This window comes from Streptosporangium sp. OZ121, from assembly GCF_051918885.1.
Lineage (GTDB): Bacteria > Actinomycetota > Actinomycetes > Streptosporangiales > Streptosporangiaceae > Streptosporangium.
Window position 1 is genome coordinate 27,100 of the sequence record NZ_JBPXMC010000030.1, and the last position, 25,806, is coordinate 52,905.

At 72.1% G+C, this 25,806-nt stretch carries 20 protein-coding genes; 8 read left to right on the forward strand and 12 right to left on the reverse strand.

Going from position 1 to position 25,806, the window contains the following annotated elements; genetic code table 11:
* Positions 1-144: 144 nt before the first annotated feature.
* Positions 145-3,570 carry a phosphodiester glycosidase family protein gene (locus ACTOQ1_RS35295; protein WP_440072319.1) on the reverse strand — a complete coding sequence of 1,142 codons (3,426 nt, stop codon included), beginning with the start codon at positions 3,568-3,570 and terminating at the stop codon, positions 145-147.
* A gap of 472 nt (positions 3,571-4,042) precedes the next feature.
* On the opposite strand from ACTOQ1_RS35295, the gene ACTOQ1_RS35300 reads away from it, so the two are divergent.
* On the forward strand, positions 4,043-4,783 hold the full coding sequence (locus ACTOQ1_RS35300) for a hypothetical protein (RefSeq protein WP_440072320.1): 741 nt from the start codon (positions 4,043-4,045) through the stop codon (positions 4,781-4,783).
* Positions 4,784-4,963: 180 nt separating this feature from the next.
* Here the strand turns inward: ACTOQ1_RS35300 and ACTOQ1_RS35305 are convergent, their stop codons facing one another.
* Positions 4,964-6,238, reverse strand: a complete 1,275-nt coding sequence (locus ACTOQ1_RS35305; protein ID WP_440072321.1) for a glycosyltransferase — start codon at positions 6,236-6,238, stop codon at positions 4,964-4,966.
* Positions 6,235-8,484: a GH92 family glycosyl hydrolase gene (locus tag ACTOQ1_RS35310; RefSeq protein ID WP_440072384.1), complete on the reverse strand. Its 2,250-nt coding sequence runs from the start codon at positions 8,482-8,484 to the stop codon at positions 6,235-6,237. Before ACTOQ1_RS35310 ends, ACTOQ1_RS35305 begins: the two co-directional genes overlap by 4 nt.
* Positions 8,485-8,790: 306 nt before the next feature.
* Here ACTOQ1_RS35310 and ACTOQ1_RS35315 point away from each other — a divergent pair, with 306 nt between their 5' ends.
* On the forward strand, positions 8,791-9,744 hold the full coding sequence (locus ACTOQ1_RS35315; RefSeq protein ID WP_440072322.1) for an RNA polymerase sigma factor: 954 nt from the start codon (positions 8,791-8,793) through the stop codon (positions 9,742-9,744).
* A 192-nt stretch (positions 9,745-9,936) separates the two neighbouring features.
* Positions 9,937-10,776: a GNAT family N-acetyltransferase gene (locus ACTOQ1_RS35320; protein WP_440072323.1), complete on the forward strand. Its 840-nt coding sequence runs from the start codon at positions 9,937-9,939 to the stop codon at positions 10,774-10,776.
* A gap of 112 nt (positions 10,777-10,888) precedes the next feature.
* On the opposite strand, the gene ACTOQ1_RS35325 is transcribed toward ACTOQ1_RS35320, so the two are convergent.
* From ACTOQ1_RS35325 to ACTOQ1_RS35340, 4 genes are all read right to left on the reverse strand, one after another.
* Entirely contained in the window at positions 10,889-11,890 is a 1,002-nt protein-coding gene (locus ACTOQ1_RS35325) for a sigma-70 family RNA polymerase sigma factor (RefSeq protein WP_440072324.1), read from the reverse strand.
* 68 nt (positions 11,891-11,958) lie between these two features.
* Complete coding sequence (locus ACTOQ1_RS35330) at positions 11,959-13,008, reverse strand: phosphotransferase (protein ID WP_440072325.1); 1,050 nt, start codon at positions 13,006-13,008, stop codon at positions 11,959-11,961.
* 91 nt (positions 13,009-13,099) lie between these two features.
* Positions 13,100-13,852 carry a hypothetical protein gene (locus tag ACTOQ1_RS35335; RefSeq protein ID WP_440072326.1) on the reverse strand — a complete coding sequence of 251 codons (753 nt, stop codon included), beginning with the start codon at positions 13,850-13,852 and terminating at the stop codon, positions 13,100-13,102.
* 331 nt (positions 13,853-14,183) lie between these two features.
* The gene (locus ACTOQ1_RS35340; RefSeq protein WP_440072327.1) at positions 14,184-15,038 is read right to left on the reverse strand and encodes a helix-turn-helix domain-containing protein; all 855 of its coding nucleotides are present in this window, start codon (positions 15,036-15,038) and stop codon (positions 14,184-14,186) included.
* 152 nt (positions 15,039-15,190) lie between these two features.
* On the opposite strand from ACTOQ1_RS35340, the gene ACTOQ1_RS35345 reads away from it, so the two are divergent.
* Both ACTOQ1_RS35345 and ACTOQ1_RS35350 read left to right on the forward strand, forming a co-directional pair.
* On the forward strand, positions 15,191-15,796 hold the full coding sequence (locus tag ACTOQ1_RS35345; protein ID WP_440072328.1) for an NADPH-dependent FMN reductase: 606 nt from the start codon (positions 15,191-15,193) through the stop codon (positions 15,794-15,796).
* A gap of 170 nt (positions 15,797-15,966) precedes the next feature.
* Complete coding sequence (locus tag ACTOQ1_RS35350; protein ID WP_440072329.1) at positions 15,967-16,455, forward strand: hypothetical protein; 489 nt, start codon at positions 15,967-15,969, stop codon at positions 16,453-16,455.
* Positions 16,456-16,607: 152 nt separating this feature from the next.
* Here ACTOQ1_RS35350 and erm read toward each other — a convergent pair whose 3' ends face one another.
* The 3 genes from erm to ACTOQ1_RS35365 form a co-directional block, all read right to left on the reverse strand.
* Positions 16,608-17,429 carry an ErmE/ErmH/ErmO/ErmR family 23S rRNA (adenine(2058)-N(6))-methyltransferase gene (gene erm, locus ACTOQ1_RS35355; protein ID WP_440072330.1) on the reverse strand — a complete coding sequence of 274 codons (822 nt, stop codon included), beginning with the start codon at positions 17,427-17,429 and terminating at the stop codon, positions 16,608-16,610.
* A gap of 343 nt (positions 17,430-17,772) precedes the next feature.
* Positions 17,773-18,453, reverse strand: coding sequence for a GAP family protein (locus tag ACTOQ1_RS35360; RefSeq protein ID WP_440072331.1), 681 nt, complete (start codon positions 18,451-18,453; stop codon positions 17,773-17,775).
* A gap of 198 nt (positions 18,454-18,651) precedes the next feature.
* On the reverse strand, positions 18,652-19,977 hold the full coding sequence (locus ACTOQ1_RS35365) for a GH1 family beta-glucosidase (RefSeq protein ID WP_440072332.1): 1,326 nt from the start codon (positions 19,975-19,977) through the stop codon (positions 18,652-18,654).
* A gap of 70 nt (positions 19,978-20,047) precedes the next feature.
* Here ACTOQ1_RS35365 and ACTOQ1_RS35370 point away from each other — a divergent pair, with 70 nt between their 5' ends.
* Entirely contained in the window at positions 20,048-20,704 is a 657-nt protein-coding gene (locus ACTOQ1_RS35370) for a TetR family transcriptional regulator (protein WP_440072333.1), read from the forward strand.
* A gap of 91 nt (positions 20,705-20,795) precedes the next feature.
* On the opposite strand, the gene ACTOQ1_RS35375 is transcribed toward ACTOQ1_RS35370, so the two are convergent.
* Positions 20,796-21,734 carry an aldo/keto reductase gene (locus ACTOQ1_RS35375; protein WP_440072334.1) on the reverse strand — a complete coding sequence of 313 codons (939 nt, stop codon included), beginning with the start codon at positions 21,732-21,734 and terminating at the stop codon, positions 20,796-20,798.
* Positions 21,735-21,835: 101 nt separating this feature from the next.
* Here ACTOQ1_RS35375 and ACTOQ1_RS35380 point away from each other — a divergent pair, with 101 nt between their 5' ends.
* Both ACTOQ1_RS35380 and ACTOQ1_RS35385 read left to right on the forward strand, forming a co-directional pair.
* The gene (locus ACTOQ1_RS35380; protein ID WP_440072335.1) at positions 21,836-22,198 is read left to right on the forward strand and encodes a MerR family transcriptional regulator; all 363 of its coding nucleotides are present in this window, start codon (positions 21,836-21,838) and stop codon (positions 22,196-22,198) included.
* Positions 22,199-22,339: 141 nt separating this feature from the next.
* A complete protein-coding gene (locus ACTOQ1_RS35385) occupies positions 22,340-23,806 on the forward strand; it encodes a peptidoglycan D,D-transpeptidase FtsI family protein (RefSeq protein ID WP_440072336.1) in 1,467 nt (488 codons plus the stop codon).
* 58 nt (positions 23,807-23,864) lie between these two features.
* Here the strand turns inward: ACTOQ1_RS35385 and ACTOQ1_RS35390 are convergent, their stop codons facing one another.
* On the reverse strand, positions 23,865-25,742 hold the full coding sequence (locus ACTOQ1_RS35390) for an ABC transporter ATP-binding protein (protein ID WP_440072337.1): 1,878 nt from the start codon (positions 25,740-25,742) through the stop codon (positions 23,865-23,867).
* Positions 25,743-25,806 lie beyond the last annotated feature (64 nt).

Consider the following 25,806-nt stretch of genomic DNA (forward strand, 5'->3'; position numbering starts at 1 on the left):
CGCCGCCGACGTTCGCCACTGCCCTGCGCGCAGCAAGCTCGTCGGTTCGCCGTCTGGTCGGACATCTGGAAAGGCGGTTGCCTGGAAACAGGCGGAACGGGTGGAGGCGTGCGGCCTCCACCCGTTCCCGTCTCGCCGGTCTGGTCAGGAAGCGATACGGATCGCCGCCTCCTGCTTGGTCCCGTTGACCACCACGGACAGGACGATCTTGCCCGCGCGGCGGGCGGTCAGGGTCCCGGTGGTGGGGTCGAAGGTCGCGACATGGGAGGAGCGGGCCTTGCCGGGGTCGCCGATGTGGACGTTCGAGCCGGCGCTCCAGTCGGCGCTCACCGGGTAGGCCACCGGGACCTGGCGGCCGCCCTGGGTGATCGTCGCGGTGACCTTCGCCGAGGAGCCCGGCGCGAGTTGCGCCGGTGCGGTGACGGCCAGGGCGTCGACGTGCGGGCGGATCTGGGCGGTGAGCCAGGTCGGGCCGCCGCCGAACGGCAGCAGCCGGGCCAGGAGCTGCTCCGCGCGGGAGACCGGGTCGACGCCGAGCATGGACCAGCCGGTGAAGCCGCCGTCAGCCGGTGCGGTGGACGGGTCCTTGCCGGAGTTGCCGTTGACCAGGTACGGCACGCCGTCCACCCTCGAGGCGTTGAAGGTGCCCACGTGGCCACCGATGAACGCCGCGCCCTTGCCGGTCTCGTGCTGGAAGTCGGCCAGCCACCTCTCGATCAGCGCCGCCTCCTTGCGGTCGCCCAGCTGGCTGGTCTTGGCCGGGGTGGGGTCGCGCGGCGGGTGGTGCTCCACCAGGACCAGGGAGTTGACCCGGTCGTTTTTCGCCGCGTCGTCCAGCGCCTGGCGAAGCCGTTCGAGCTGGTCGAACCCGCCCCCGTTGAGCGTGCCCAGCGAGGTGTTGAGGGTCACGAACCGGGTGCCCCTGTGGTCGAAGGTCTGGTTCGTCGCACCGAAGTACTTCGTGAAGTTGTCGATGCTCGCGCCCATGACCTCGTGGTTGCCCGGTACGTAGTAGTACGGCAGGGAGCTGCCGATCTCCTCGTCCAGGATCCGCTTGGCGAGCTGGAAGTCCGCCTCCGAGGCCTCGTCGACCAGGTCACCGGCGATGATCATGAAGTCGGGCTTGGCCGCCTTGATCTCCCGCATGGTCCGGCGCGCCGCGGCCACGATCGGGGAGTCCGGGCTGCGGCCCACGAACTGGGCGTCCGACATGACCGCGAACCGCCAGGGCTCGCCGTCCACGGTGCCGTCGGTGACGACCAGCCGGTCCTGGACGCGCGGTGCGGGCGGTGCCTCGATCGAGGGCGCGGCCTTGACGTACAGGTCGTCGAGCAGGACCTCGGACCTGTAGCTCCGGTCGGCCTTGATCTCGATCGTGTAGAAGCGGTTGACGCTGACCGGCTGGGTCAGGCCGGCCGGCACGGGGATCTCGATCTCGCGCCAGCCCTCCCAGGTGACGTAGGGGCCGTAGACCGACGTCGACCTGCCGAGCCCGTCGATCATCGTGAAGGCCGTCCACTCGCCCTGGCCGTGGCCGTACACCGAGATGCCGAACGCCCGGGACTGCCCGCTCACGCCGAGGCGCTGCGGGGCGTTGGCGTAGGCGGTGCGGGTGGCGGTGGACTGGGTGAAGTCGTACTCCAGTTTCATGCCCTGCCCGTTGACGCCCTCCGTCACGGGAGTGACCTTGGCGGTGCCGCGCGCCGATCCCGCGGTCCACTTCGCGGCGTCGTCGAAGTCGGCGAGGATCTTCTTCTCCACGCCGACCGTGACGGCCACGACGGTGGTGAGCTTGCCGGCCCTGACCGTGATCAGGCCCGCGCCGGACTCCCTGGCGGACGCGACGGTGAAGCCGCCGGTCGCGCCGGGCGTCACCTTCAGCAGCGTGTCGTCGTACTCCAGTCGCAGGTCGGACGGTTCGATCGGCGCGGAGTTGCCATGCTGGTCGTAGCCCACGATGCCGAAGTTCGCGGTGGCCGTCGCGTTGGCGACGTTCACCGAGGAGTTGGTGGCGTCGAGCCGGGCCGCGGGACCGAGCACCTCGATCTTCGTGCTGCCGTGCTTGGAGCCGGAGAAGGCGGTGACCGTGGCCGTGCCGGGCAGCTTGGCGCGGAACACGCCGTCCCTGGCGTCGCCGTGGGTCGCGGTCCAGCGCACCGCGGGCTCGCCCCGCACCGGGCCGTACACCTCGTCGTACGGGGTGGCGGTCACCGTGCGGGTGAGGCCGAGGAACACGCGGTCGGGACGGCCGCCGGGCACCGGGCCGGTTCCGGCCGCGGCGGCCGGGTCGACGGCGGGCTCGACCCACACGCCGTGCACCTTGCCGCTGCCCTGCTTGCGGTAGATGCCGAGGCCGTTGGCGACCAGCCGTTCCTCGCCGTCGCTCGGCTCGTTGTCGATCTGCACCTTGCCGGCGCCGGGCTTGCGGGTGACCATCGTCGCCGAGCCGCCGCCGTCGATCTCCAGCCCGACGTGGGCGCCCATCTTGACGAGCCGGCCGGCCATCTCCTTCAGCGTGGCGCCCCGGCTGTCGATCGTCCGGTTGTCCACGGTGACGAGGAACATCTTGTGGCCGTCGGCGCTGAAGCCGATCGCCATGCGCGCGGCCATGGTGGAGTCGTCGACGTTCTGCGCGACGCCGTCCTTGACCAGCAAGGTGCCGCCGCCGATCGCGGTGGCCGGCTCGGAGCCGTCGGACGTCCGGGGACGGTAGGCGACCTCGACGGCGTCGCCCGGGACGAGCTTCGCGAGCCGGTCGGCCCCGGCGTCCCGGCCGAGCAGCACGGTCGCGCCGGCCGGGATCTCGCCCTCGCCCGCGCCCTGGGTGACGCTCCGCACCTTGCCGTCGGCGACCAGCACCTCGGTGACCTTGCTCACGCCCTGTACGGCGCGGGTGCGGGTGTAGGTGCCCCACAGGGAGGTGTAGGCGCCGATGCCGTCCGCGGGCAGGTCGTGGCTGTTGAGGCGGGCGAGCGGTACCGGCCGCTCCTCGCCCGGCACGCGCACGCTGCCCTCGAAGAGGATGTCGAGGATGCGGCCGGCGCCCGAGGTGTCGAACCCGGCGGCGATGTCGCGGCCCGACGACGACTTGACCAGCTTGCCGTCGGCGATGGCGGCGCCGACGGGGGCGCCGGAGTTGTTGATGTCGAAGAAGTCGCCGTTGACGGCGGCCACCGCACCCTTGGCGTCCGCCAGTTCCGAGATCCGGCCGGTCTTGGCCACCGCGCCACTGTCGAGGTATCCGACGGTGGAGCCCTGGGTGAGGTCGACGGACAGCGCGTCGGACCGCTGCCAGCCGCGGGCGTCCAGCGTGTCGAGCGAGTCGATCCGCACGCCGGGGGCCACGGGCCGGCCGGAGCTGTAGGTCTCGATCGGGCTGCCCGGCGTCGCCTGCGCCGTCTGGCCGGACCGGGCCCCGGGGGGTGCGGCCGGGCTGCTCGAGGTGTCGAGCAACGGGGTGAACGCAGGCGGGTAGGACGAGGCGAGAGACGCCCGCAGCGCGGTGTCGGCGACGGGGTCGGCGGGTGACGCCGGTGCCCCGTTTGCTGTTCCGGCGAGCCCGAGGACCAATGCGGGTACAAGCGCCGTGAGCGCCGCCCTACGTCCCCGGTTCGCGTGCTTCCTGGACAGGACTTCCTCCCGTTATCCGATGAATCGATCAATCGGGAGTAAATCCCTCCTGTGTGGCGTAATCCGGTCATAAGAGATGAATCTTCGACGATGAGATCCAATACAGAAGTTCATGTCCGGTGGCCGCGCCGAAGCCCGGCGCGTGGTCGCACCGAAGCCCGGCGCCTCGCGCGGAAGGAGGGGGCCGGTTCGACCGGCTCCGCCGGACCGTGCCGACCCCGCCGGCGGCGCCAACCCCGTCGACCCCGACCGGCCGCGGGCGCGGACCGGCCCTCCGCGGCGAGGCCGGCGCGACGTCCGCCCGCCGGTGGAAGCGTGCCGGTGGAAGTGTGCCGGTGGAAGCGCCTGACCTCGAACGACGCAGGCTGAACCACCTGGGGGAAAAGTACGTTTATGGGGCATGAGACTACGAATGACCCTGCTTGTCGCACTGTTGTCGCTGACCGCGGCCTGCGGAGGAGCGGAAGCGGATATGTCGGCGACCCCGGCCGATGACGGGCCGGCGAAGCCGGTCGCCCTGTGGGGTTCCGAAGGCGGCTTCGTGACCCCGACCACGAACGTGCTGCGTCCGCCGAGGGTGGTGCTGTACGGCGACGGGCTGGTGATCGTTGACGCGCGCAGGCAGCTGAGACTCACCGGTGCGGAGGTGGACGAGACGGTCGCGTCGATGGAGACGTACCTGGCCGGGCAGCCGCCGACCGCGACGCCCAGGCCGGGTGCGCCGATGGTGACGGACGTGCCGGCCACCGTCCTCGGGGTAAGGGGGAAGGACGGGAAGATGCGGGAGGTCCGGGTCCCGGCACTGGACCAGGTCGCGGGCTTCTACCCGAAGGAGCTTTTGGACGCGAAGAAGCTGATGGACGGCCTGGCGACCCGGGCCGCCGCCTCGGGCACCGACTACGTCGCCACCCGCGCACGGATGGTCGCCGAGGGGGCCGCGTCGGCGGAGGGCACGCCGGCGCCGTGGCCCGCGGGGGTCCCGGAGCCTTCGGGCACGGTGGACCCGGTCTGGCGCAAGGACGTCGAGGGGGCGACGGTGGGCGCGATCACCAAGGCGGTGCCCGCCGGGCCGGAGCACAGCAGGTCACTCTTCAAGACCGGTTCGGGGGCGCTCTTCATGCTGTCCTGGCGGTACCTGCTGCCTGACGAGTAGCGAGAACGGCAAGGGCCGATGACGGGGCTCACGGCCGCTCCGTCACTCCGCCCGGCCGGAACCGCACCCCGGCCGGAACCGCATCGGCGAGACGGGCGCCCGAGGTGCGGTCGGGGGACCACGGGCCGCCGGGGTCGTGCCGAGGCCGGGGGACCATGGGCCGCCGGGGCCGTGCCGAGGTCAGCGGGCCCCGGCGGCGAGCACCTCCTGGGGGAACAGGTCGTCGAACACCGCGGTCCGGTCGAAGGCCATCGCGCGGGTGCGGGCGCGGAGTTCCAGGTCCCGCCGCTCGGCGGCGGGCATGTCCAGGACCACCCGGTCCACGGCCGCGGCCAGGCCGCCGATGTCCCTGGGCTCGACGATGACGGCGGTGTCGCCGACCGCCTCCAGGGTCCCGCCCGTCATGGTGGTGACGATCGGTCCGCCGCCGGCGAGCATCTTCTCGGCCAGGGCGATGCCGAACGTCTCCACGAAGTCGGGCTCGGGCCTGGTCGGCAGCACGTAGGCCGCGCAGCCGCGCATGAGCATCGGCTTCTCGTGGTCGTCGACATCGGTGAGGATCATCACCCGGTCGTCCTCCTTGGCCATCGCCCGCACCTCCTCCAGCGCGGGCCCGGTGCCGGCGACGACCAGTTTCACGCGTGACCGGCAGCGCATCCGGCCGAAGGCGGTCAGCAGGTCGTCGACGCCCTTGGCCGGGGTCACCCGGGACAGGAACAGGATGTACCCGTCACGCTCCAGCCCGCGTTCCGCGAGGGCGGCGTCCACGTGCGCCGGGTCCAGGTCGAGAAAGGCGGCGGAGTCGATCGGCGGGTAGCTGACGGTCACGCGGCGCCGGCACTGCTCGGCGAACGTGGTGCCGCAGTGGGCGTCCACCTGCTCGGCCGAGGCGACGATCTCCTCCCGGGTGTACTCGGAGACCGCGACGACCTCGTCGTTGGCCAGGAACGTGGTGAACAGCACGGTCGCCGCGCCGAACCGGCCTTCCCGCAGGCACGACCGGATCACGTTGGTCACGTCGGAGCCGACCGCCTTCGCGACGGTGTGCACGTCGGGCGCGAACCCGGCCGCGCGCGCGGCCGCGACCGCGTCCACGACTATCGAGGCGTGCGGGACGGTGTACATGGACAGGCAGGTCGTGGGCACCGGTTCGGCGAGCAACTCCACGAGGCGGCCGGTGAGGCCTGCCTGGTGGCGCCCGTCCGGCACCCGGTAGTCCCCGACCGCCTCCGGACGCTCCACGGTGATCCCGGGGCTGTACGGCAGCAGCCGGTCGAGCGGCTTGAGGGGCAGCCCGGCCGCCCGCAGCGTCGGAATCGTCCAGGTCAACAGCCGTACGTCGTCGAAACCGCGGGTCAGCGCCACCTCGGCGAGGTTGCGGGCCTCGCCGGAGTGGCCGCAGATGACCGGGTCGGCTCTGACAACGATGACGAGACGGCGGCGAGGGTTGGTCATCGTGCTTCCTTCGGTTCGGCGGGAGGATCGGAAAGGGACGGCGGGCGGGCCTCCCGCCCCCACCCCGACGGCTCCGGACCCAGCCGCAGGTGCAGCACGCCGCCCCGGTGTACGGTGGCGGCGCTCAGGTGCGTCGCGTGCAGAGGCTTGCCGTCGAGGGTCGCCGACTGGACGTACTGCGCCGGCAGGTCGCGATCGACGCCGTCGACACCGATCGGCGTCTCGCGGTGCCCGCTGGTCTCGACGACGAACTCGCCGTCACCGGTCCGGAGCACGGACCTGGCGAACGCGGGCGCGTTGACCAGGAACAGGTTCTGACCGGCGATCGGGAACAGCCCCAGCGAGGCCCAGACGTACCAGGAGCTCAGGCCTCCGGAGTCGTCGTTGCCGGGCAGCCCGCCGGGCCCGGTGCCGAACTGCCAGGTCAGCGCCGCGTGGACCACCCGGGCCGTACGGTCGGGCCGCCCCGCGTAGTGGTAGGCCCAGGGCGCTTCCATGTCGGGCTCGTTGTTCAACCCCTCGAACCGGTTCAGGGCGTATCCGGCCGCCATCTCCGCGGCCCGGGGGCGCAGGCCGGGCTGCGTCACCGGTGCGGCGCCGAAGCCGAAGAACCTGTCCAGCATGCCGACGAAGGCCCGGTCGCCGCCGGCCAGGGCGATCCGCGCGGCCATGTCGTGCAGCAGCCGGAACGAGTAGTTCCACTTGCCGCCCTCGTAGAACTCCGAGTCGCGCAGCAGTCCGGTGCCCGGGTCGAAGGCGTTGGACCACTGGCGGCCGCGCTCTTCGAGATCGTCGGCCAGGCGCCGGTCGTTCAGCGCCCGGGCGACCTGTGCGGTGCAGTGGTGGCCGTAGGCGAGGTCGAGGGTGTGGGTGATCGGGTGCACCACCCCGTGCTCGAAGAACTCCTCGCCGTACATGCGGCGAAGGTCGTCGACCATGTGCACGAGCGCCCAGTTCCAGTCCAGGCCCGCCCGGCCGAGAGCGTGTGCGTCCGCCAGCGCGGTGTGCGCGAGCGCGCTTCCCTGGCGGTAGAACCGGTCGGCGCCGCGGGCCATCCGGTAGCCGACGGGGAAGTTGCCCTCCTCCTCGCAGACCCGGATCAGTGACTCCAGCAGGTCCGCGGCCCGGTCAGGGACGATGGCCGCGAGCAGCGGCAACTGCGTCTTGTAGATGTCCCACATGGTGCACACGTCGAACGCGAACGGCCCGGGGGTGGGCCAGAACGGGCTCTCGTCGTCGGCGAAGCACGGCTTGATCAGCGAGTGGTAGAGCGCCGTCGCGAACACGGTGCGCCGGGCCGGCGTGCCACCCTCGACCTGGACGCGGCCGAGGTGGTCGCCCCAGCGCACCCGGGTCCGGGAGCGTACCGCGTCGAACGCCTGCCGCGCGTGCCCGCACTCGCTCTCCAGGTTCTGCCGCGCCTGGTCGCATCCGCGCAGCGAGAACCCGAGCCGCACCTCGATCGTCTGCCCCGCCTCGGTCGGGCCCATGAAGAGCATGCCGAAAGGGCGCAGCGTGGTGTGCCGGATGCTGTCGAAGTCCAGGCGGGTACCGCCGTCGATGAGCCGGCGGTCGTACCAGAGCATCTGCCGCCAGCCTGGGCTGTCGACGTCCAGGTACACCGACAGCGGGACGCCCTCCATCACCACCGTGCCCTGGGCCCGGCCGTGGCCCATGCTCTCCACCTGCGCCCGCAACGGCACGGTACGGCCGTGCTCGATGGCCAGGCCACCGCAGGACAGGTCGATCACCACGCGGGCGCTGCCGTGCTCGGGAAACGTGTATCGGTGAACGGCGACCTTGGTGCCCACGGTGAGCTCGCAGCGGATCCCGGTGTCCAGGGTGGCCGCGTAGTAGCCCGCCTCCGCCACCTCGTCGCGCAGCGGCCAGGCCTCCCCCAGCGCGTCCAGCGGCTGCACCATCGGGGTGACCCGGACGTAGTTGTAGTACTTGCGGATCGCACCGGTGCCGGACTGCTGGAAGTGGCTGAACCCGGACGCCTGCAGCCGCCCGAACATCTCCTCGGGCACGCCCTCGGTGTTCTTCGTGTACCTTCCGTATCCGGTCGGGTACGCGCCGGAGTAGGCGCAGGCCGACACCATGCCCAGCGGCGAGGTGGCACCCGGGTGGGTGTTGCCCACCTGGGGTTTCGGCCACCACCAAGTGGCGGCCAGACCGTGTGCCCGAGGCAGGTCGGTGGCCGCTACGCCGATGAAGGGGTCAACGTTGTCGAGGATGGCGGAAATCTACCCAGTGTGATGTCCCCTTAGGTTTCGGTGAGGTGAAATCCTGTGTCCTGAGGTGCGAAAAGCCCTGGCGGGGTGATCCGTGCCGGCTTCGATCCCTCGCCGTCGTCGTACGAAGATCTCTCACCGTCGTGCGAAGATTTTTCGCCGCCGTCGTGCGACGATCTCTCGCCGTCGTCGTACGAGGAGGGTCTTCCGGCGCCCGCTTCGCGGGAACGAGGACGGGTTCGCGGCGTGGCCCCCGTGCCGGGCGCGCAGACGGCGCCCTTTACCGCTGGTGAGGAGGCCGTGGGTAACCTCGCGGGCATGGGAGACGGGGCGCCGGCAGAGGTTGATCTGGTCCGCGAGGCGCAGGCCGGTGATGTCGGCTCTCTCGGGCTGCTGCTGGCCCGGTACCAGGCGGACATGCGCGCGGTGGCGCTGGGCGTCCTGGGCCGTGTCCCCGAGGCCGAGGACGCCGTCCAGGAGGCCGTCCTGGTCGCGTTGCGCCGAATCGGGGACGTCCGGGATCCGCGTGCGGTGGCGCCCTGGCTACGGGCGATCGTCCGCAACGTCTGCCGGATGCACCTTCGGAGCAGGAAGGCGGTGCCGGTCGACGATCTCGAGTCGCTGGTGTTGCCGCGTGGTGAGCCCGATCCCGGGGAGCTCCTGGACCGGTACGCCACGCGGGACTGGGTCTGGAGCGCGATGGAGGAGCTGTCCCCGAACCTGCGGCTGGTGACGATGCTGCGCTACTTCACCGACGTGACGGCCTACGAGCACATCGCGGAACTGTGCGCGGTGCCGGTCGGCACGGTGCGCAGCCGGCTCAACCAGGCGCGCGCCAAACTGTCCGAGGCCCTGCTGGCGACCGCGAGCCTGGCGCACGACGACGTGGCGGTGCTGACCGAGGCGCGCCGCCGGGACGCCGAGGAGACACTGCGGGCCGCGGGCCGCGGCTCGTTCGCCGAGGCCCTGGCGGCGCGCTGGTCCCCGGAGGTGGAGATCACCTGGCCCCGGGGCCGGCGCACGAAGGGCTTCGACTACCTCGTACGGGCGATGAACCGCGATCTCGACGACGGCGTGCGCCATCGCCTGGCCAACGTCGTGGCCGGCCGTGAGGTGGTCATCTGGGAGACCGACCTGATAAACCCGCCCGACGACCCCTTCCACTGCCCGCCGGCGGCCGTGTGGGTGCAGTTCCTGGAGGAGGGCCGGGTACGGCGGTTCCGGCTGTTCCATCTCCCGCGCGACGCCGGTGTCCCGGGTGCGTCGCGCTGATCCGTCACGGCGGGGCACGACGGCGTGCGGCCGTTTCCCCCAATTTCCCCTAATTTCACACAATTTCATCTGATCTCGCCGACGGATCGAACTTCCGGGGTGGCCGATGCATCTTGCAGGCGTAAGGCCCCGGGACGTGAGACGCGGCCGTGGGGGATATCGAGGGATCCGATGCATCCGAGGGGAAACAGCATGTCGCAGGATCGGTTGACCGCTCTCGCCGAAGGCGTCGAGGCGGAGTTCATGTACCAGTACGAATCGTTCGCACCGCCGTCCGCCGCGTCCCTGCTCGGGATCACCACCACGCGGATCGGCGGTGGTGTCGCCCTGTCGATGCGACACGACGTGACGGGCTACTGGAGCAAGGCGCTCGGGTTCGGCTTCGAGGAGCCGATCACTCGCGACCTCGTCGACCGCGTGGTGGACTTCTACCGCGCGCAGGACAGCGAGGGGGCGGTCATCCAGGTCGCCCCGGACGTGCTGCCGCCGGACTGGGACGACATTCGCGCCGGCCACGGCATCATTCCTGGCTCGTCCTGGGTGAAGCTGGCGTGCCCGATCGACGCCTTCCGGCCGGGCCGGACCGAGATGCGCGTCGGGCCGGTCGGCCCCGACGCCGCCGCGGAGTGGGCTTCGGTCGTCCTGCGGGGGTTCGGCATGCCCGAGGAGGGACTCGCCGAGATGCTGGCGGCGAGCGTCGAGCATCCGGCCTTCCGGCCGTTCGCGGTCTGGGACGGCGACGAGATGGTCGCCGGAGCCAATCTCTTCGTCCACGGGGAGACCGGCTCCCTGAACGCCGCCTCGACGCTGCCCGGCCACCGCAACCGCGGCGCGCAGTCGGCCCTGCTGGCGGCCCGCGCCAAGGAGGCCGCGAACGCGGGTTGCCGCCGGCTCGTCGCCGAGGCCGGGCTGCCGGCGGAGGGCTCGGCCAATCCGTCGCTGAACAACATGCTCGCGGCCGGGCTGCGGACGCTGTACAACCGGCGGAACTGGATCTGGCGGCCGGACACCGGTCCGGCCGGCGGATCGTGACCCGGCCGCCGGCCCGGGACCGCGCCGCGGGTGGTGTCGATCGCCGCCCCCGTCACGGCGCGGGCCCGGCCGGAGGCGGCGAGGGCCCGCGCCGAGACGGGCCGGGGCCGGATCAGCCCGCGATCTCGGCGGGGAGGCCGAACGCGGGGAAGATCTCCGGCGTCAGGAACGAGACGACCTCGGCGATCCTCGTGCCCCGCGGCGCGAGCAGGTCGAGCCCGGCCGCGACGTAGACCTTCCCGTCCTCGTCCCACGCGTAGGTGCCGAACGCGAGCTGCCCGTTCGCGTACGCCGGCAGAAAGCGCCACCGGCAGGTCAGCGGCCCCTCGACCAGGAAGGCCCTGATCTCCTCGTGCCCCTCGTACCATTCCGGCAGCGGCGGCATCGCGTACCTGGCGTCGTCGGTCAGCATCGCCACGATGGCCTCGACGTCTCCGGCCTCCCACGCGGCCGCGTACCGGTCCGCCAGCTTCCGGAGCCCCTCCTCGTCCGGGGAGCGCCGGCCGGTGCCGGGAAGCCGGGCACCGAGGGCACTGCGGGCGCGCTGCAGCGCGCTGTTGACCGACGCGACCGTGGTCTCCAGCAGGTCCGCGACCTCGCGCGCCGGGAATCCGAGGACCTCGCGCAGGACCAGGACGGCTCGCTGGCGAGCCGACAGGTGCTGGAGCGCGGCGACGAAGGCCAGTTCCATCCCCTCACGCGCCACGTAGCGGGCCTCGGGGCCCGGCCGCTCGTCGGGGTACGGCTCGATCCACGAGGTCTCGGCGAGCGGCGCGGCACCCGGCCTGAAATCGGTGGGCAGCTCCCGGCGGCCCCGGCTTTCGATCAGCGTCAGGCACCTGTTGGTCGCGATCTTGTACAGCCACGACCGGATCGAGCCGCGGTCCTCGAACCGCTCCAGGCTCCGCCAGGCGCGCACCAGCGTCTCCTGCAGGGCGTCCTCGGCATCGTGCACCGATCCGAGCATCCGGTAACAGTGCGCGTGCAGCTCGCCGCGGAACGGATCGACCAGGCGCCCGAAGGCGTCGGGGTCGCCCTTCCTCGCGGCGTCCAGCAGCCGCGCTCCGGCCGCTCCGGCCGCTCCGGCCTTGGATCCCCACCCGGTCTCGCTCATCTCGCGGAACCCTACCGGCATCTCGCGGAACCCCACCGGCGAGCCCCGGCGGGCGGGATCGGGCACCTTCAGGCTCCCAGCGCGATCCACGAGTCCGCCGCCAGGGACGCGAAGGAGTTCAGCGGTGCCTTCGCGAACTCGCCCGCCCGTGCATGGCCCTGGGCGCGGATCGACCGCTCCCACACCAGGGTACGGGCGATCTTGCCCACCTGGCAGGCCAGCTCCAGCTCCTCGACGAGTTCCGCGTGCGGGGCGAGGTCGCGGAACACGTCGAGGTAGGCGTCCCTGGCGCGCAGGATCGCCGGGTCGTCGGAGGCGAGCCCCAGCCGGAGGCGGAGGAATCCCAGGGCGACCAGCATGCTGGCGAACGGGTGGGCCACGACGCTGTCGCCCCAGTCGTAGAACCGCACCCGGCGGGCCGGGGCCGTCCCGGTCACCAGGATGTTCCAGGGATGCAGGTCGTTGTGGTCCAGGCTCGGCGGTACGGACGCGGCGGCGAGCCGCTCGCTCCACGAGACGAAGGTGCCGCGCATCGCGGTCACGCGCCGGTGGGTCTCCTCGCCGGACGTGTCGCCGTACCGCTCCACGTACCGTCCGACCGCGTGCGCCGCCTCGTCGAAGCGCCGCGGCATGACGGCGGCGCGCATGTCGGTGACGCCGAGCGGAAGCAGGTCCTCGACGTGCGGCATGAGGTCGCGCTGGAGCCTGCCGTACTCCGGGAGGACCGTCACCAGGGCGTCGGCCAGGGCGGCGCCGTCCACGCGTTCCCCGAGCGGCGTCCCGCCGTCGGGCAGCAGGAGCCAGCCGCGCTCGACGTCGACGGCGATCGGGGGCGGGATCCGCTCCGGCGCGACCCGCAGCAGGAGCCGGTAGAGCGCCACCTCGAACGCGGTGTCCGGCCCGGGGGCCTTCAGCCACACCGGGCCGCGGGTGGTGGGCGCCCTGAGCACCGTCCCCCACGGCCGCAGGTGCGGCTGGGTGACCTCGCCGGTCCGCTCCGTCCCCGCCGCGGCGAGCCGCTCGTCCAGCCATGACACCGCGCCCTGCCGCCAGGCCGCCGACGACCAGAGCGCGGTTCCGTGCCCGGGGTCCGTCTGCCGGCTCTCCGCGCGTGCCATTCCTGCCTCCTGTGGGTCGACGGGTTCCGTCACCGCGTACAACCCGCGGAGGTCCGAAAAATCATCGCCCCTGGCCGGGAGGGGACACGCGCTAGTCGAAGAACTGCCAGATGCTGAACCTTCGCACGTAGAGGGGGGTGGAGTCGCGGCCGAGCACCCGGATCCGCCTGATGCGGGTCTGCTGGTTCATCGTGACCTTCACACACGTCAGGCACGCCTCGTGGAATCCCGGCAGGGCGTAGTAGGAGATGGACGCGGCGCGGTGCCCCAGCCCCCGGTCGGAGAGCCCCAGCCCCACCTCCCGGTAGACGCGTCTCGACCCCTTCAGGTTGAACGCGGTGGAGCCGATGAGCGCGTGGTTCGACTTCGGGGGGCAGTGCACGAATATCCGGACGTGGCCGGCCTGGCGGGGCCACAGGGGCAGGACGCGGAGCGAGGGGACTTTCTTCAGCCACGGGGGGATGGTGTTCCTGCCGCCCATGGGGGGCAGCGAGACGGTGTGGTCGGTCCTGGTGGTGAGGGTCGCGGTCGCGGTCGCGGTGGCACCGGAACTGGAACCGGCACTGGCCGCCGGGGTCGGGGTGGCCGCCGGGGTGGGGGTGGCCATGGGCGTGGAGGTGGACACCGGGGTCGGGGTGGCCATGGGCATGGGGGTGGCGCCGGGCGCGACGGCGGGCGTGGGGGTGGCGTCGACGCCGGCCGTGGCGGCGGGCGCACGCGCGGGGGCGGGAGTGGGCGGGGCCGGGGGCGGGGTCGGTGGCGGGGGCGGGGCGGCCGGTCCGGCCGGGCCGCTCGGGCCCGCCGTGAGAACGGCCGCCACCGCGATCCGTATGGCGAGACGCATACGTTCCTCCTGCCGGACGCCCGGGTCGCTGTACGGTCGTCACGTGGTGTGACATGGGTGTCGGTGGAGGGGGGACCTGCCGGGGACGGCCATGGACGAGGGCGTCGCGCGGCCTGACCAGGCTGATCGTCTCGATTATGCCGGTCGGGGCGCGCAACGGAGGGAGCCACGCTGATGGGGCCCCGGCCCGGATGCCGTGGCCGGAAGGGTTTGCGGGGCCGTCGTTCACACGAGAGGCCGTCGGGGCTGTTGCGCCGCGCCCCGAAGGAGGCGACCCGGCGGCGTCATCGCGTGCTCACCCGGCCTGTGCCGGCGGGCGGCGGGCCCCGTGTCAGCCGGAGACCGCGCGCAGGGCACCCGGGTGGCGGCCGGTGAGGCGGTCGAGCGCGGCGGAGGTGGCGCTGTCGGCGGGGAGATGGACGATGAGGCGCTGGTCGTCGTCGGCGGGCAGCTCAAGGGTTTCGTACGCCAGGCGCAGCTCACCCGCGTCGGGATGGACCAGCCGCGTGACGCCGCTGGACTTCGGGAGGCCGGGCAGGGTGTCCACCCGCCCGGCGAAAGCCGCCCCGGCGGTGACGGCCAGCTCGTCGGCCAGCGTGGCGATGTGCCAGTCCGCCCGGAACGGCCCCTGCTTGAGGGCGGCGACCTGCTCGTCGGCGACATGGTCCCAGTCGGGGTAGGCGGTCCGCGCCCGGCCGTCGGTGAACACGAAGCGGGCGAGGTTCGGCGGGTTGCCGTCCAGCATGCCGATCGGTCCCGCCAGCCGTTCGTAGCCCGCCGTCCAGGCGAGGATCTCGCTCAGCCGGTTGAGCAGCAGGGCGGGGGCGGGCTCCAGCCGGTCGAGCAGCGCCCGCACGGTGGGACGGACCTCGCGGGCCGGCATCGTGGCGCCCATGCAGGTGAAGCCGCCGTCGGCCGACTTGGAGAGCCGGTGCAGGTGGACGCGTTCGCTCGTGGTCAGCCGCAGCGCGCTCGCCAGCGCGGACAGCACGGGTGTGGACGGGCGGCGGTCGCGTCCCTGCTCGAGGCGGGTCAGGTACTCGACGCTGACTCCGGCGAGGGTGGCCAGCTCCGCCCTGCGCAGGCCCGGTGTGCGGCGGCGGGGGCCGGTGGGCAGCCCCACCTCGGCGGGGGTGACGGCTTCGCGGCGGATGCGCAGGAACATGCCCAGCTCGTTGTCGCTCACGTTTCGAACGTAACAGCCGTGGACGCCGGGGTCGTGGCCCTGCCACTACCAGTCTCGGCCCGGTCTTCCTGGTCTCCGCCCCGCCCGGCAGGTTGGGGAACGTGACCTTCACGGTCACCTCGGACCTCGAACCCCCGACAGGGAGTACAACCATGCCTAGTGAGACCCTCAACCTCGCAGTGATCATCGGCAGCGTCAGGGAGGGCAGGTTCGGCCCGGTGGTCGCGAACTGGTTCACCGAGCGGGCCGAGCGCGACGGCCGGTTCGCGGTGGATCTCATCGACCTGGCGGACACGCCGCTGCCGCTCGAACTGCCGTCCCTGCCGCCGGCGCTCGAACCCGACATGGCCCGTCCGGCGGAGATGGCGGACCTCACCCGGCGGATCGGGGCGGCCGACGCGATCGTCGTGGTGACGCCGGAGTACAACCGGAGCTTCCCGGCCTCGCTGAAGGCCGCCATCGACTGGCACTACACCGAGTGGGAGGCGAAGGTGATCGGCTTCGTCGGCTACAGCGGGGGGAGCGGCGGCCTCCTGGCGGTCGAGCAGCTGCGCCAGGTCTTCGGCGAGTTGCACGCCCACACCGTCCGCGACTACGTCACCTTCCCCCGGTACTACGAGCTGTTCGGCCCCGACGGCGCCCTCAAGGATCCCGAGGGCCCCGAGCGCGCCGCGAAGGCGCTGCTCGACCAGCTCCTCTGGTGGGGCTCGGTCCTGCACGACGCCCGCCGCGACCGCCCGCGCGTCACCGCCGGGTAGGGCCCGCCGGAAAATCCGTTTGCCGCAGCCGTACACCGGGTTAGGCTGCCGTCACGCTCCGGTCGATCTTCACGGATCTCATGGACCTTCACGGAGCCTTCACGGAGCCTTCAAGGAGGAGGTGGGGCGCTTCTGGAAGACCGGACGTCATATCCCGGAGGGGTGACCGCATGACGATGTTCGTCCATCTCACGGCGGCGAAGAACATCCGATCGGTGCGGCGGGCCGGAATCGGCGCGCGAAGCCGCGGCCGCGACGGTCTGCCGGGTCTGTTCTGCCTGCCGGTCCTGCCCTCCTACCAGCTCACCCACCAGTGGGTCCGCGAGCTGAAACGCGGTGGACGCCGCACGCTGACGGCCGTCGACTTCCGGGTGCCCGACGACGAGCCGGTGTTCGTGGGCCACTACGGGTGGGAGCACGAGCGGCTTCCCAGCGCCGAGGCCGCCGCCCTGATCGCCGGGTGCGACGACGCCCGGGGATACGAGGTCTTCATCCCCCGGGCGATCACCGCGAAGGAGATCCACCGCGTCCGCGCCGTGAACCAGGTGACCGGCTGGAGATACATGCCCAACGCCCACGGCAGGCGTCCGTGTCCCTGCTGCCTCGCGCCCGGCGAGTACGGCGCGGCCAAAATCCGCCGGGCGGCCATGGGGGCCTGAGGCTCCGTGAGCCCCGGGTGGACGGACGAGGATCGGTGGACGGGAGATGTCGTTTCCGGGGACTCCCGTTCGTCGTGAAGGTGGGAGCCCGGGTCCGGCCGATGGGGCGGGCCGGACCCGGGCGGTCCCGGGTGTCCGACCGGGCGGGTGCCTCAGTGGAGCAGCTCGAAGAGCGTCAGCCACCGGTCGGGGTGGACGAACGCCACCACGGTGTCACGGTTCACCCGCGCCTGCGCGAACGCGGCGTCCACCCGCCGGGCCGCGTACCGCATCCGCAGCGAGGCGTGCAGCGAACCGCCCAGCCCGGTGAAGCCGTACTCGACGAACTCCCGCCAGGCCGCGTCCCGGCCGCCGGCCAGCAGCGGGACGGGGCGCGACACGATCCGCAGGATCGCCGAGTCGACGGCGGGCACCGGCCGGAAGCTTTCGCGGCCGACATGCCCGGCCAGCTCCCAGGAATGGCCGGGCCACGTCAGCACGGTCAGCTTGCTCCAACGGCCGAAGTCGCCGGAACGCTTGCGCGCGTACTCCAGCTGGGTGAGCAGGGTCGCCGAGGTGAGCGCGGGCGCGCGCAGGCACCAGTCGACGATCCTGGAAGTGATCGAGTAGGGGATGTTCCCGGCGACCGCGAACGGCTCTCGCGGGACCCGCGCGGTCAGGAAGTCACCCCTGACCACCTCGATCCGGTCGTCGTCGCGGGTACGGGCGGCGAGCCTGCCCGCGTACAGCGGGTCGATCTCGTACGCCACGACCCTGGCGCAGCTTTCCGCGAGGGCGAGGGTGAGAGCGCCCTGGCCCGCGCCCGGCTCCAGGAGCAGCCCGTGCGATCCGATCGCCCCGGCCATCCGCCGGACGGCCCGCGGATCGACGAGGAAGTTCTGCGACAGGGCGCGCCTGGCCCGGTCGCGGTCACCGCCGTTCCTTACCTTTCTCTGGGTGTGTGAATGGTTTCCTTGCGCGAAGGAGTGCGCCACAGCTTTCGCCCTTTCGGGTCCGAGGTGAGGAAAGGTCTCGGAGGCCCTGGGCGCGCATCGGGGACGCGTGGAGAACGGAGGAGGGGTGACGCGTCCCTAGCGGGCCAGAGCCCGGCTGTCGCGGGGACGGATCACGTAGCCGGCCAGGTGGCAGGCGAAGTATATGCACATGGCACTAGACGGTACGGCCCGTCTCGTTACTTCGCAACGGGTTTTCCGCCGGCTCCCCTCGGGCGGGGTGGCCGGTGGGATCGGCTCGGGGAGAGGACGTGCCCGGCCCCGGCCGTCGCTCCGGCCTGGGGCCGGGGCGGGAGAGGCCGGGGCGGGCCGGAGAACGCCGGGATCAGCTCCCGAACAGGCGCCCCACCGCGTCGTAGGCGACCAGGAAACCGACGATGCCCAGGGTCCAGCCGAGCGCGGAGGCCGAGTTCCTGCGCATCCAGTCGCGCAGCCGTTCCAGCTTCGGGTCCAGCCGGCTTCCGGCGACGGTCTTGACGCCGAGCAGCACGAGCGGCGGCAGGATCATCACGAGCACGTAGCCCGCGAGCAGCGGTACCCACTGGGCGGCGGGCAGGTTCGCGCCGGTCATGAAACCGATCGCGCCGAGATAGGGAAGCATCGTCGCGACCTCCAGGAGGGCGGCGGTCAGCCCCAGGAGGACCATCGCCCCCGGCCCGCCGAGGCGGGGCTCCCAGCGGCTCGGCCTCTCCTTCCCCTTATGCCGCTTGGAGTCGAAACGGAAGCTGAGCAGGAACAGCCCCACGCCGATCACCAGCTGGACCCAGTAGGCGGTGCGGCTGTACAGCGCCTCCTCGAAGGCGGTGAGGGCCGCGGCCAGCCCGAGCATCAGCGCGACGCCGACGCCGAAGTAGAAGGTGGCGACCGTGGCGAGGTAGACCAGCAGGCGGCCGGCCGGTGACCGGTCCGAGGCGAGCAGCAGGTAGGCGGGAACGCCGAGGGTCCCGAAGCTCGTGCTGTCGACGAGCGCCAGGGCTCCCAGGGTCAGTACCAGTTCGATGGTCAACTTCGCTCTCCGTCGGTGACGCCGGGGGCGCGGTGGCCCCGCGTGCCCCGCGTATCCGCGGGCGCTTCCGGCCATGACCGTGGGAGCGGGTACGGGGGGGTGATCGGTCGGGTTCCGGTTCTCCTCACCTCCGATCATGCGATGCCGGAACCCGGATGACCTCCTGCGCGACACCGAGGCCGCCGTACATCTTTCGGACTACGGCCGGGAGGGCGCGCCGGGCAGGCCCCGCGAGATGCGGTCGCGCAGCCAGTGGTAGGAGGCCTTCGGGGTGCGCGTCCCGGTGGGGAAGTCGACGTGCACGAGCCCGAAGCGCTGGCTGAAGCCCTCGGCCCACTCGAAGTTGTCCAGCAGGGACCAGACGTAGTAGCCGCGCACGTCCACCCCCTCGGCCCGCGCCCGCTCGACGGCCCCGATGTGGCCGTCGAGGAAGGCGATCCTGTCCTGGTCGTCGACCGTGCCGCCGGGACCGGGCTCGTCGGGCTGGGAGCAGCCGTTCTCGGTGACGTAGACCGGCGGGAGGGCGTCGCCGTACCGGGCCCTGAGGCCGGAGAGCAGCTCGCGCAGGCCGTCGGGGACGACGGGCCAGCCGAAGGCGGTGGTGGGGTAGCCGGTGACGCCCACGTCCTCGAAGGGGAGCCCCTCGCCGGTGGGCGCGGCGATCCGGGTGGGGTTGTAGTAGTTGACGCCGAGGCCGTCGAGAGGGGTGCCGATCAGGTCAAGGTCGCCGTCACGGACGCAGTCGAGGCTCACCCCGTACGCGGACAGGTCGGGGTAGGCGCCGAGGAGCACGGGATCGTTGAACAGGCGGTTGTGCAGGACGTCGTAGGCGTCGGCGGCGGCCAGGTCGGCGGGGTCGGAGGAGGCGGGCCGGACCGGGGTGCAGTTGTTGGTGATCAGGACCTTCTCCGCGCCGCGCGCCCTGAGCTCCCGTACGGCCAGGCCGTGCCCGAGCAGCTGGTGATGGGCGGCCGGGAGCGCGTCCAGGACCAGGGTCCTGCCGGGGGCGTGGGTGCCCAGGGCGTAGCCGAAGACCATGTGGATGAAGGGCTCGTTCAGGGTGATCCACAGGGGGATCCGGTCGGCGAGCCTGTCGGCCACGGCCGCGGCGTACTCGGCGAAACGGTACGCGGTGTCGCGGTTCAGCCAGCCGCCCTCGTCCTCCAGGGGCTGGGGCAGGTCCCAGTGGAAGAGCGTGGCGGCGGGGACGATGTCCTTCTCGCGGAGCGCGTCGGTCAGCCGGTCGTAGAAGTCGAGGCCCGCCCGGTTGATCGCGCCCTTCCCCTCGGGCTGGACGCGCGGCCAGGCGATGGAGAAGCGGTAGGAGTTCACCCCGAGGCCGGACATCAGCGCGACGTCCTCCGGCCAGCGGTGGTAGTGGTCGCAGGCCACGTCGCCGGTGTCGCCGCCGCGGACGCGGCCGGGCTCGCGGGTGAAGGTGTCCCAGATCGAGATGCCCCGCCCGTCTTCGGCGACGGCGCCTTCGATCTGGTAGGACGCGGTCGCCGTACCCCAGAGGAACATCCCGGCCTCCAATTAGCGTGAGTCTGGCTCATGTTAATCCCCCGGGCTTGTCGTAGGGGATGATGGGGAGATGACGAACGTCTCCGGGGGAACGCTTCGCCGCCGGCCCGCTCAGCGGCGCAGCCTGGAACGGGTGGAGCGCATGCTGGACGAGTGTGCGCGGTTACTGGACGAGGTCGGCTACGAGGCACTGACCACCAAGGAGGTCGCGCGCCGCGCAGAGGTTCCAATCGGCACTTTCTACCAGTTCTTTCCCGACAAGCAGGGGCTCGTACGCGCGCTGGCACTACGCAATCTGGAGGCGTTCCTCGGCAGGGTCACGGCCAGGCTCTCCGAGGTGCAGCTGTCCGAGTGGACGGAGATGGTCGATCTCGCGATCGACGAGTTCGTCGCGATGAAACGGTCCACCCCGGGGTTCGCGGTCGTCGACTTCGGGGGAGTGCTCGCCTCGCCCGGCGGTCCCATCCTCATGGGGACCCGCCGCATGCTCGACGCCGCCCTGGAGAACAACGCCATCGTGGCCGACCGGCTCCGCACGATCACCGTCGAGCTGCTGGGCGCCCCGCTCGGCCCCGAGCTGGACCGGGTGCTCTTCGTCGCGGTCGAGGCCGCCGACGCGGTGCTCAAACTCGCCTTCCGCTCCCTGCCCGACGGCGACCCCGAGCTGATCGCCGAGTGCAAGCACCTGGTCCGCCGCTACCTGTCGGCGCACCTGCCGCAGGAGTGACGGCGCCGGCCCCCGGCCCCGCCGCCGGTGCTCACCGTCGGCGGGGCCGGGGGCACCTGCCGTCGTCGGCGGACGCGGCAGGTGGACGCCGTCAGCGGGCGGCGTCCAGGCGGGCGCGGTGCTCGCCGTCGAGCTTGAGGTCCAGCGCGCCCAGCGCCTCCTCCAGCTGCGCCATGGAGCTCACACCGACGATCGGGACCGTCGTCACGTCACCGCCGATCAGCCAGGCCAGCACCACCTGGTTGACGGTCGCGCCCAGCTCGCCCGCGATCTCCCGCAGCACGGCCAGCCCGCGCTCGGTGCCCGGGTGATCGTAGATGTCCTGGATCGGCCGGTCCTCGCGCGTGTAGGCGCCGAACATCAGCGTGTTGTACGCCCACAGGGTCAGGCCGGGCTCCGAGCGCAGGTAGTCGAGCATGTCGTCCTGCGTCAGGACGTGACCCGCCTCCTGCAGCCGTACCCCGGGCCGGGGCCGCAGGTAGGTGTGGCGGAGCTGGACGTTGGTGTAGAGCGGCCAGCCGTTCGCCCGCGAGGTGGCGCGGGCGCGCTCCAGGCGCCAGGCCGGGACGTTGCTCGCGCCGATCTCGCGGACCTTGCCCGCCTGGGCCAGCTCGGCGAAGGCTCCCAGGGTCTCCTCCAGGGGAACGGAGCGGTCCTCGATGTGCGCCCAGTACACGTCGACGTGGTCGGTGCCCAGCCGTCGCAGGCTGCCCTCGGCGGCGGCGGCGATCGCCGTGGCCGACAGGCCCTCGGCGGAGTCCAGCGTCCGGTCGCCGGGGACGGTCGGGCGCGCGCCGCACTTGGTGCTCAGCACCATCCGGTCGCGGTTGTTCCGGGCGGCCAGCCAGCGGCCGATGGCCAGCTCGCTCTCGTCGCCGGTGGCGCCCTCGTTCCAGAACGGGTAGTTGTTCGCGGTGTCCAGCAGGGCGCCTCCGGCGTCGGCGAACCGGTCGAGGATCGCGAAGCCGGCCCGGTCGTCGAGGACGGTGCCGAAGGGGATGGTGCCCAGGGCGAGGGGAATGTGTGTCATGAACGACACCCTGAATGCTGGAGTGGACTCCAGGGCAAGTGGGTCGCCGGGAAACATCGGAACTTGACCTTGAGTGGGTTCCAGATGAAATGCTGCCCGATGTGAGTGTGTACACACCAGGACAAGTGGTGGAGGAGACCGGCTTCAGCCTCGACACGCTTCGTTACTACGAGCGCATCGGGTTGCTCGAACCGATCGGCCGCAACGCGGCCGGGCAGCGCCGGTTCACCCAGGAGGACGTCGGCTGGCTCGGCATGATCCGCTGCCTGCGCGACACCGGCATGCCGATCGCGGAGATGCTCCGCTTCGCCGAGATGACCAGGGCGGGTGACCACACGGTCCGCGACCGCATCGCGCTGCTCGAAGCCCACGACCGGCGGGTGCAGGAGCAGGTCGAGAACCTGCGCGAGAAGCAGGTGGCGATCCGCAACAAGATCTCGTATTACCACTCGGTGGTCGACTAGAGGCCGCGCGGTTCGTGCCGGCCACAAGCCCTGGGGCTTATGGCCGTTCGGAAGCCGTACGGCGGCTTTGCCCCTGGTCGAGGTGCCCTTTTCGGTCCGGCTGTTAAACCGGTATCGAGGTCGGGTGTCCGGGGAGGGGCCATGGTCGCACCGCGCGCGCGCCGGATCAACATTCCGCTGCGCCACGTCGCGCTGATGTGCGGGGGGATGCTGTTCGCCCTTCTCGCCAACGTGACCTACCTCCAGGCGCTGGACTCCGAGCGGCTCAACGAGGACCCGCGCAACAAGCGGACGATGATCGCGCGCTTCGAGAGTCCCCGGGGCAGGATCCTGCTCCGCGACGGCACGGTCGTCGCGACCAGCCGCAAGGCCAGGAACGCCACGTACCGGTACCGCAGGGTCTATCCCGGCGGGCCGCTCTACGCGGCGATCACCGGGCACTTCTCGCTCCACGGCACCGGTGGCATCGAGCAGGCCGAGGAGGCCCTGCTGTCCGGGAGCGACCCCCGGGTGAAGATGCGCGGGCTGGTCGACGGCACCCGCGGCGGCGCCACGCTCAGGCTCACCGTCGACCGCGGCGCCCAGCGGGCCGCCTACGACGGGCTGCGCGCCACCGGGAAGCCCGGCGCCGTCGTCGCGATCGATCCCCGCACCGGCGCGATCCTGGCCATGGTCTCCCTGCCCTCGTACGACCCGAACCTCTACACGAGCTTCGACGCGGCCAAGCTCGACCGGGTGGACAAGCGGCTGCAGGGCGACCCCGAGGACCCGCTGCTGAACCGGGCGATCCAGCGGAACTACCCGCCGGGGTCCACCTTCGAAATCATCACCGGCGCGGCGGCGCTCGGCTCGGGGCGTTACGACCCCGGCACCCGCGTCAGCGCCCCGAAGTCCTTCCGCCTCCCCGGCACCGGCACCTACCTGCGCAACGCCGGCGGCGCCGCCTGCGGTGGCGGAGCCCTTCCGCTGTTCCAGGCGTTCAGGCTCTCGTGCGACACCCCCTTCGCGAAGATGGGGGTCGACCTCGGCCAGGACGCGCTGCGCGAGCAGGCCGAGGCCTTCGGGTTCGACACCGACGACCTGCAGGTGCCCATGCCGGTGGCCAGAAGCGTCTATCCCTCCGCGCTGGACGACGCGCAGACCGCGATGTCGGCGCTGGGCCGGTTCGACGTCCGGGCCACCCCGCTCATGATCGCGATGATCGCGGCGGCGGTGGCCAACGACGGCTCGCTGATGCGTCCCCACCTGGTGGACGAGGTCCGCCTCGCCGACGGCACGGTGATCGACGTGACCGAACCCTCGGCGTACCGCCGCGCGCTCGGCGCAGAGGAGGCCGAACGGCTCACGGAGATGATGGTCGCCGTCACCGGGAAGGGAGGGACCGGCGTCGCCGCGGCCGTCCGGGGGGTGAAGGTCGCGGGGAAGACCGGCACGGCGGAGAACGCCGTCTCGGGTGAGGACCACGCGATCTTCACCGGTTTCGCCCCGGCCGTCTCTCCCCGGATCGCCGTCGGGGTCCTGGTCGAGGGCGGCGGGCAGGGCGGGCGGGTGGCGGCCCCCATCGCCAGGGCCGTCATCGAGGCGTTCCTGGGCGGCCAGACCGAGTAGGGCCAGGCCCGGGGGTGACGGAGGCCGTCGAGGTCGTCGTCGAGGCCGTCCCGGGAGGTCAGGCCGAGTAGGCCCTGGCCTGGAGGCTGTAGAGGTCGGCGTAGAGGCCGTCGAGAGTCATGAGCTCGTCGTGGGTGCCGTGCTCGACGACCTTGCCGTGGTCGAGGACGTAGATCCGGTCGGCGTAGCGGACGCTCGCCAGCCGGTGGGTGATCAGCAGCACGGTACGCCCGTCGGCGTGCTGGCGGATGCGTTCGAACAGGGCGTGCTCGGCGCGGGCGTCCAGGGCCGCGGTGGGCTCGTCGCAGATCAGCAGCGGGGCGTCCCGGTGGAAGCCGCGCGCGATCGCGATCCGCTGCCACTGGCCGCCGGACAGCTCCTGACCGTCCTTGAAACGCCGGTCGAGCAGGGTGCTGTAACCGTTCGGCAGCTCGGCCACCACCTGGTCGGCGCCCGCGACCTCGGCCGCCGCCACGAGCGCGGGCTCTCCCTTGTCGGTGCCCATGTTGATGTTGTAGCGGGCGGTCAGCGGCCAGCGCGTGTGGTCCTGGGCGATGACCGCGATGCGGTCGCGCAGCTCGTCGGGATCGACGTCCGCCAGGTCCGTGTCGTCCCAGCGGACCCGGCCGCCGTCCGGTTCGTACAGCCCGGACAGGATCTTGGCCAGCGTGGTCTTGCCCGAGCCGTTCTCCCCGACGAGGGCGATCACCTCGCCCCTGCCGATGGTCACCGTGAGCCCCTGGAGCGCCGGACTCTCGGAGCCCGGATAGGTGAAGACGACGTCCTCGGCGGTGATCCGCTCGAAGCCCTCCGGCGCCCCCGCCGGGCGTCCGGCGGGCAGCCTGCTCTCGGCCTCGGCGCAGAAGTCGAGGAAGTCGGTGAAGTACAGGCCCTCCTCGTAGAGGCGGTTCGTGGCGTACATCAGGTTGGCCAGGTAGGTCTGGCCGGAACGGATCGCCAGTACGGCGGTGCCCGCGACCGCCAGGGGGACCGCCCCCACCGCCAGCAGCACGCCCAGGGCGACGTAGACCACGGCCGTGCCGACGCCGCCCAGCGCCTCGCCGACGACCCGCGCGAGGACCTGCCGCCTGGCCAGGCCGAGCATGACGGCCTGCTCGGCCGTCGCCACCGCGTCGTACATCCGCATCAGGAAGCCGCGCATGGTGAACGAGCGCACCTCCGCGGCCGGATCGCGGTCCGCGAGCAGCTCCGCGATGATCCACTTACGGCGCCTGGCCGGGATCAGGGCGTACATCGTCGTGTAGCGCATGCGCGCCGAGCGGACCGCCGCCCACGCGTCGGGCAGCACCGCCAGCACCAGCAGCGGCAGCAGGACCGGGTGGAGCACCCCCAGCACGCCCGCCGCGGCGACGATGCCGATGACCGCGGTCAGCGTGTTGATGGCCGTGCCCACCACCTCGTCCGCGACCGCGACCCCGCGCGACCTGGCCCGCTGGAGCGCGTCGTGGAAGTCGGGGTCGTCGAAGGACGCGAGGCCGACCCGGCCGGTCAGCCCGTACAGGCGCTCCTCGGCGATCCGGCCTACCTGGGGCTCCAGCCGTGACTGGGCCCAGCCCGCGCCCGCCTGCGTGAGGGTGCGCAGGGTCGCGGCCACCCCCACCAGGATCAGGCTGGGCAGGGCGGCCCGTACCCGCTCGGGGGTCGGCCCCGCCTCGAACAGCGCCGACAGCACCCCGGTCGTGGCGAGCAGCCCGAACGCGGTGAACACCCCGCTCAGCAGGCTCAGGGCGATCGCGATGACGGTGTCGCGGGGACTGGCCAGCCACGCCAGCCTGACGGCCTGCGACACCAGCGCCGGAAGCCTGCGCGCGATGGTCAGGAAGCCGACCTTCGCCATCTTGTCGGTGTGGGCGTACCAGCCGGAGACGCTGATCTCGCCGATCTCGGGGACCGGGCCGGCGGGGGAGTCTGTCATGGGAGCAGTGTGAGTCGCCGCACCGGCGATGGCCATCGGATGGCCGTGGGCGGTCACGGCGGGG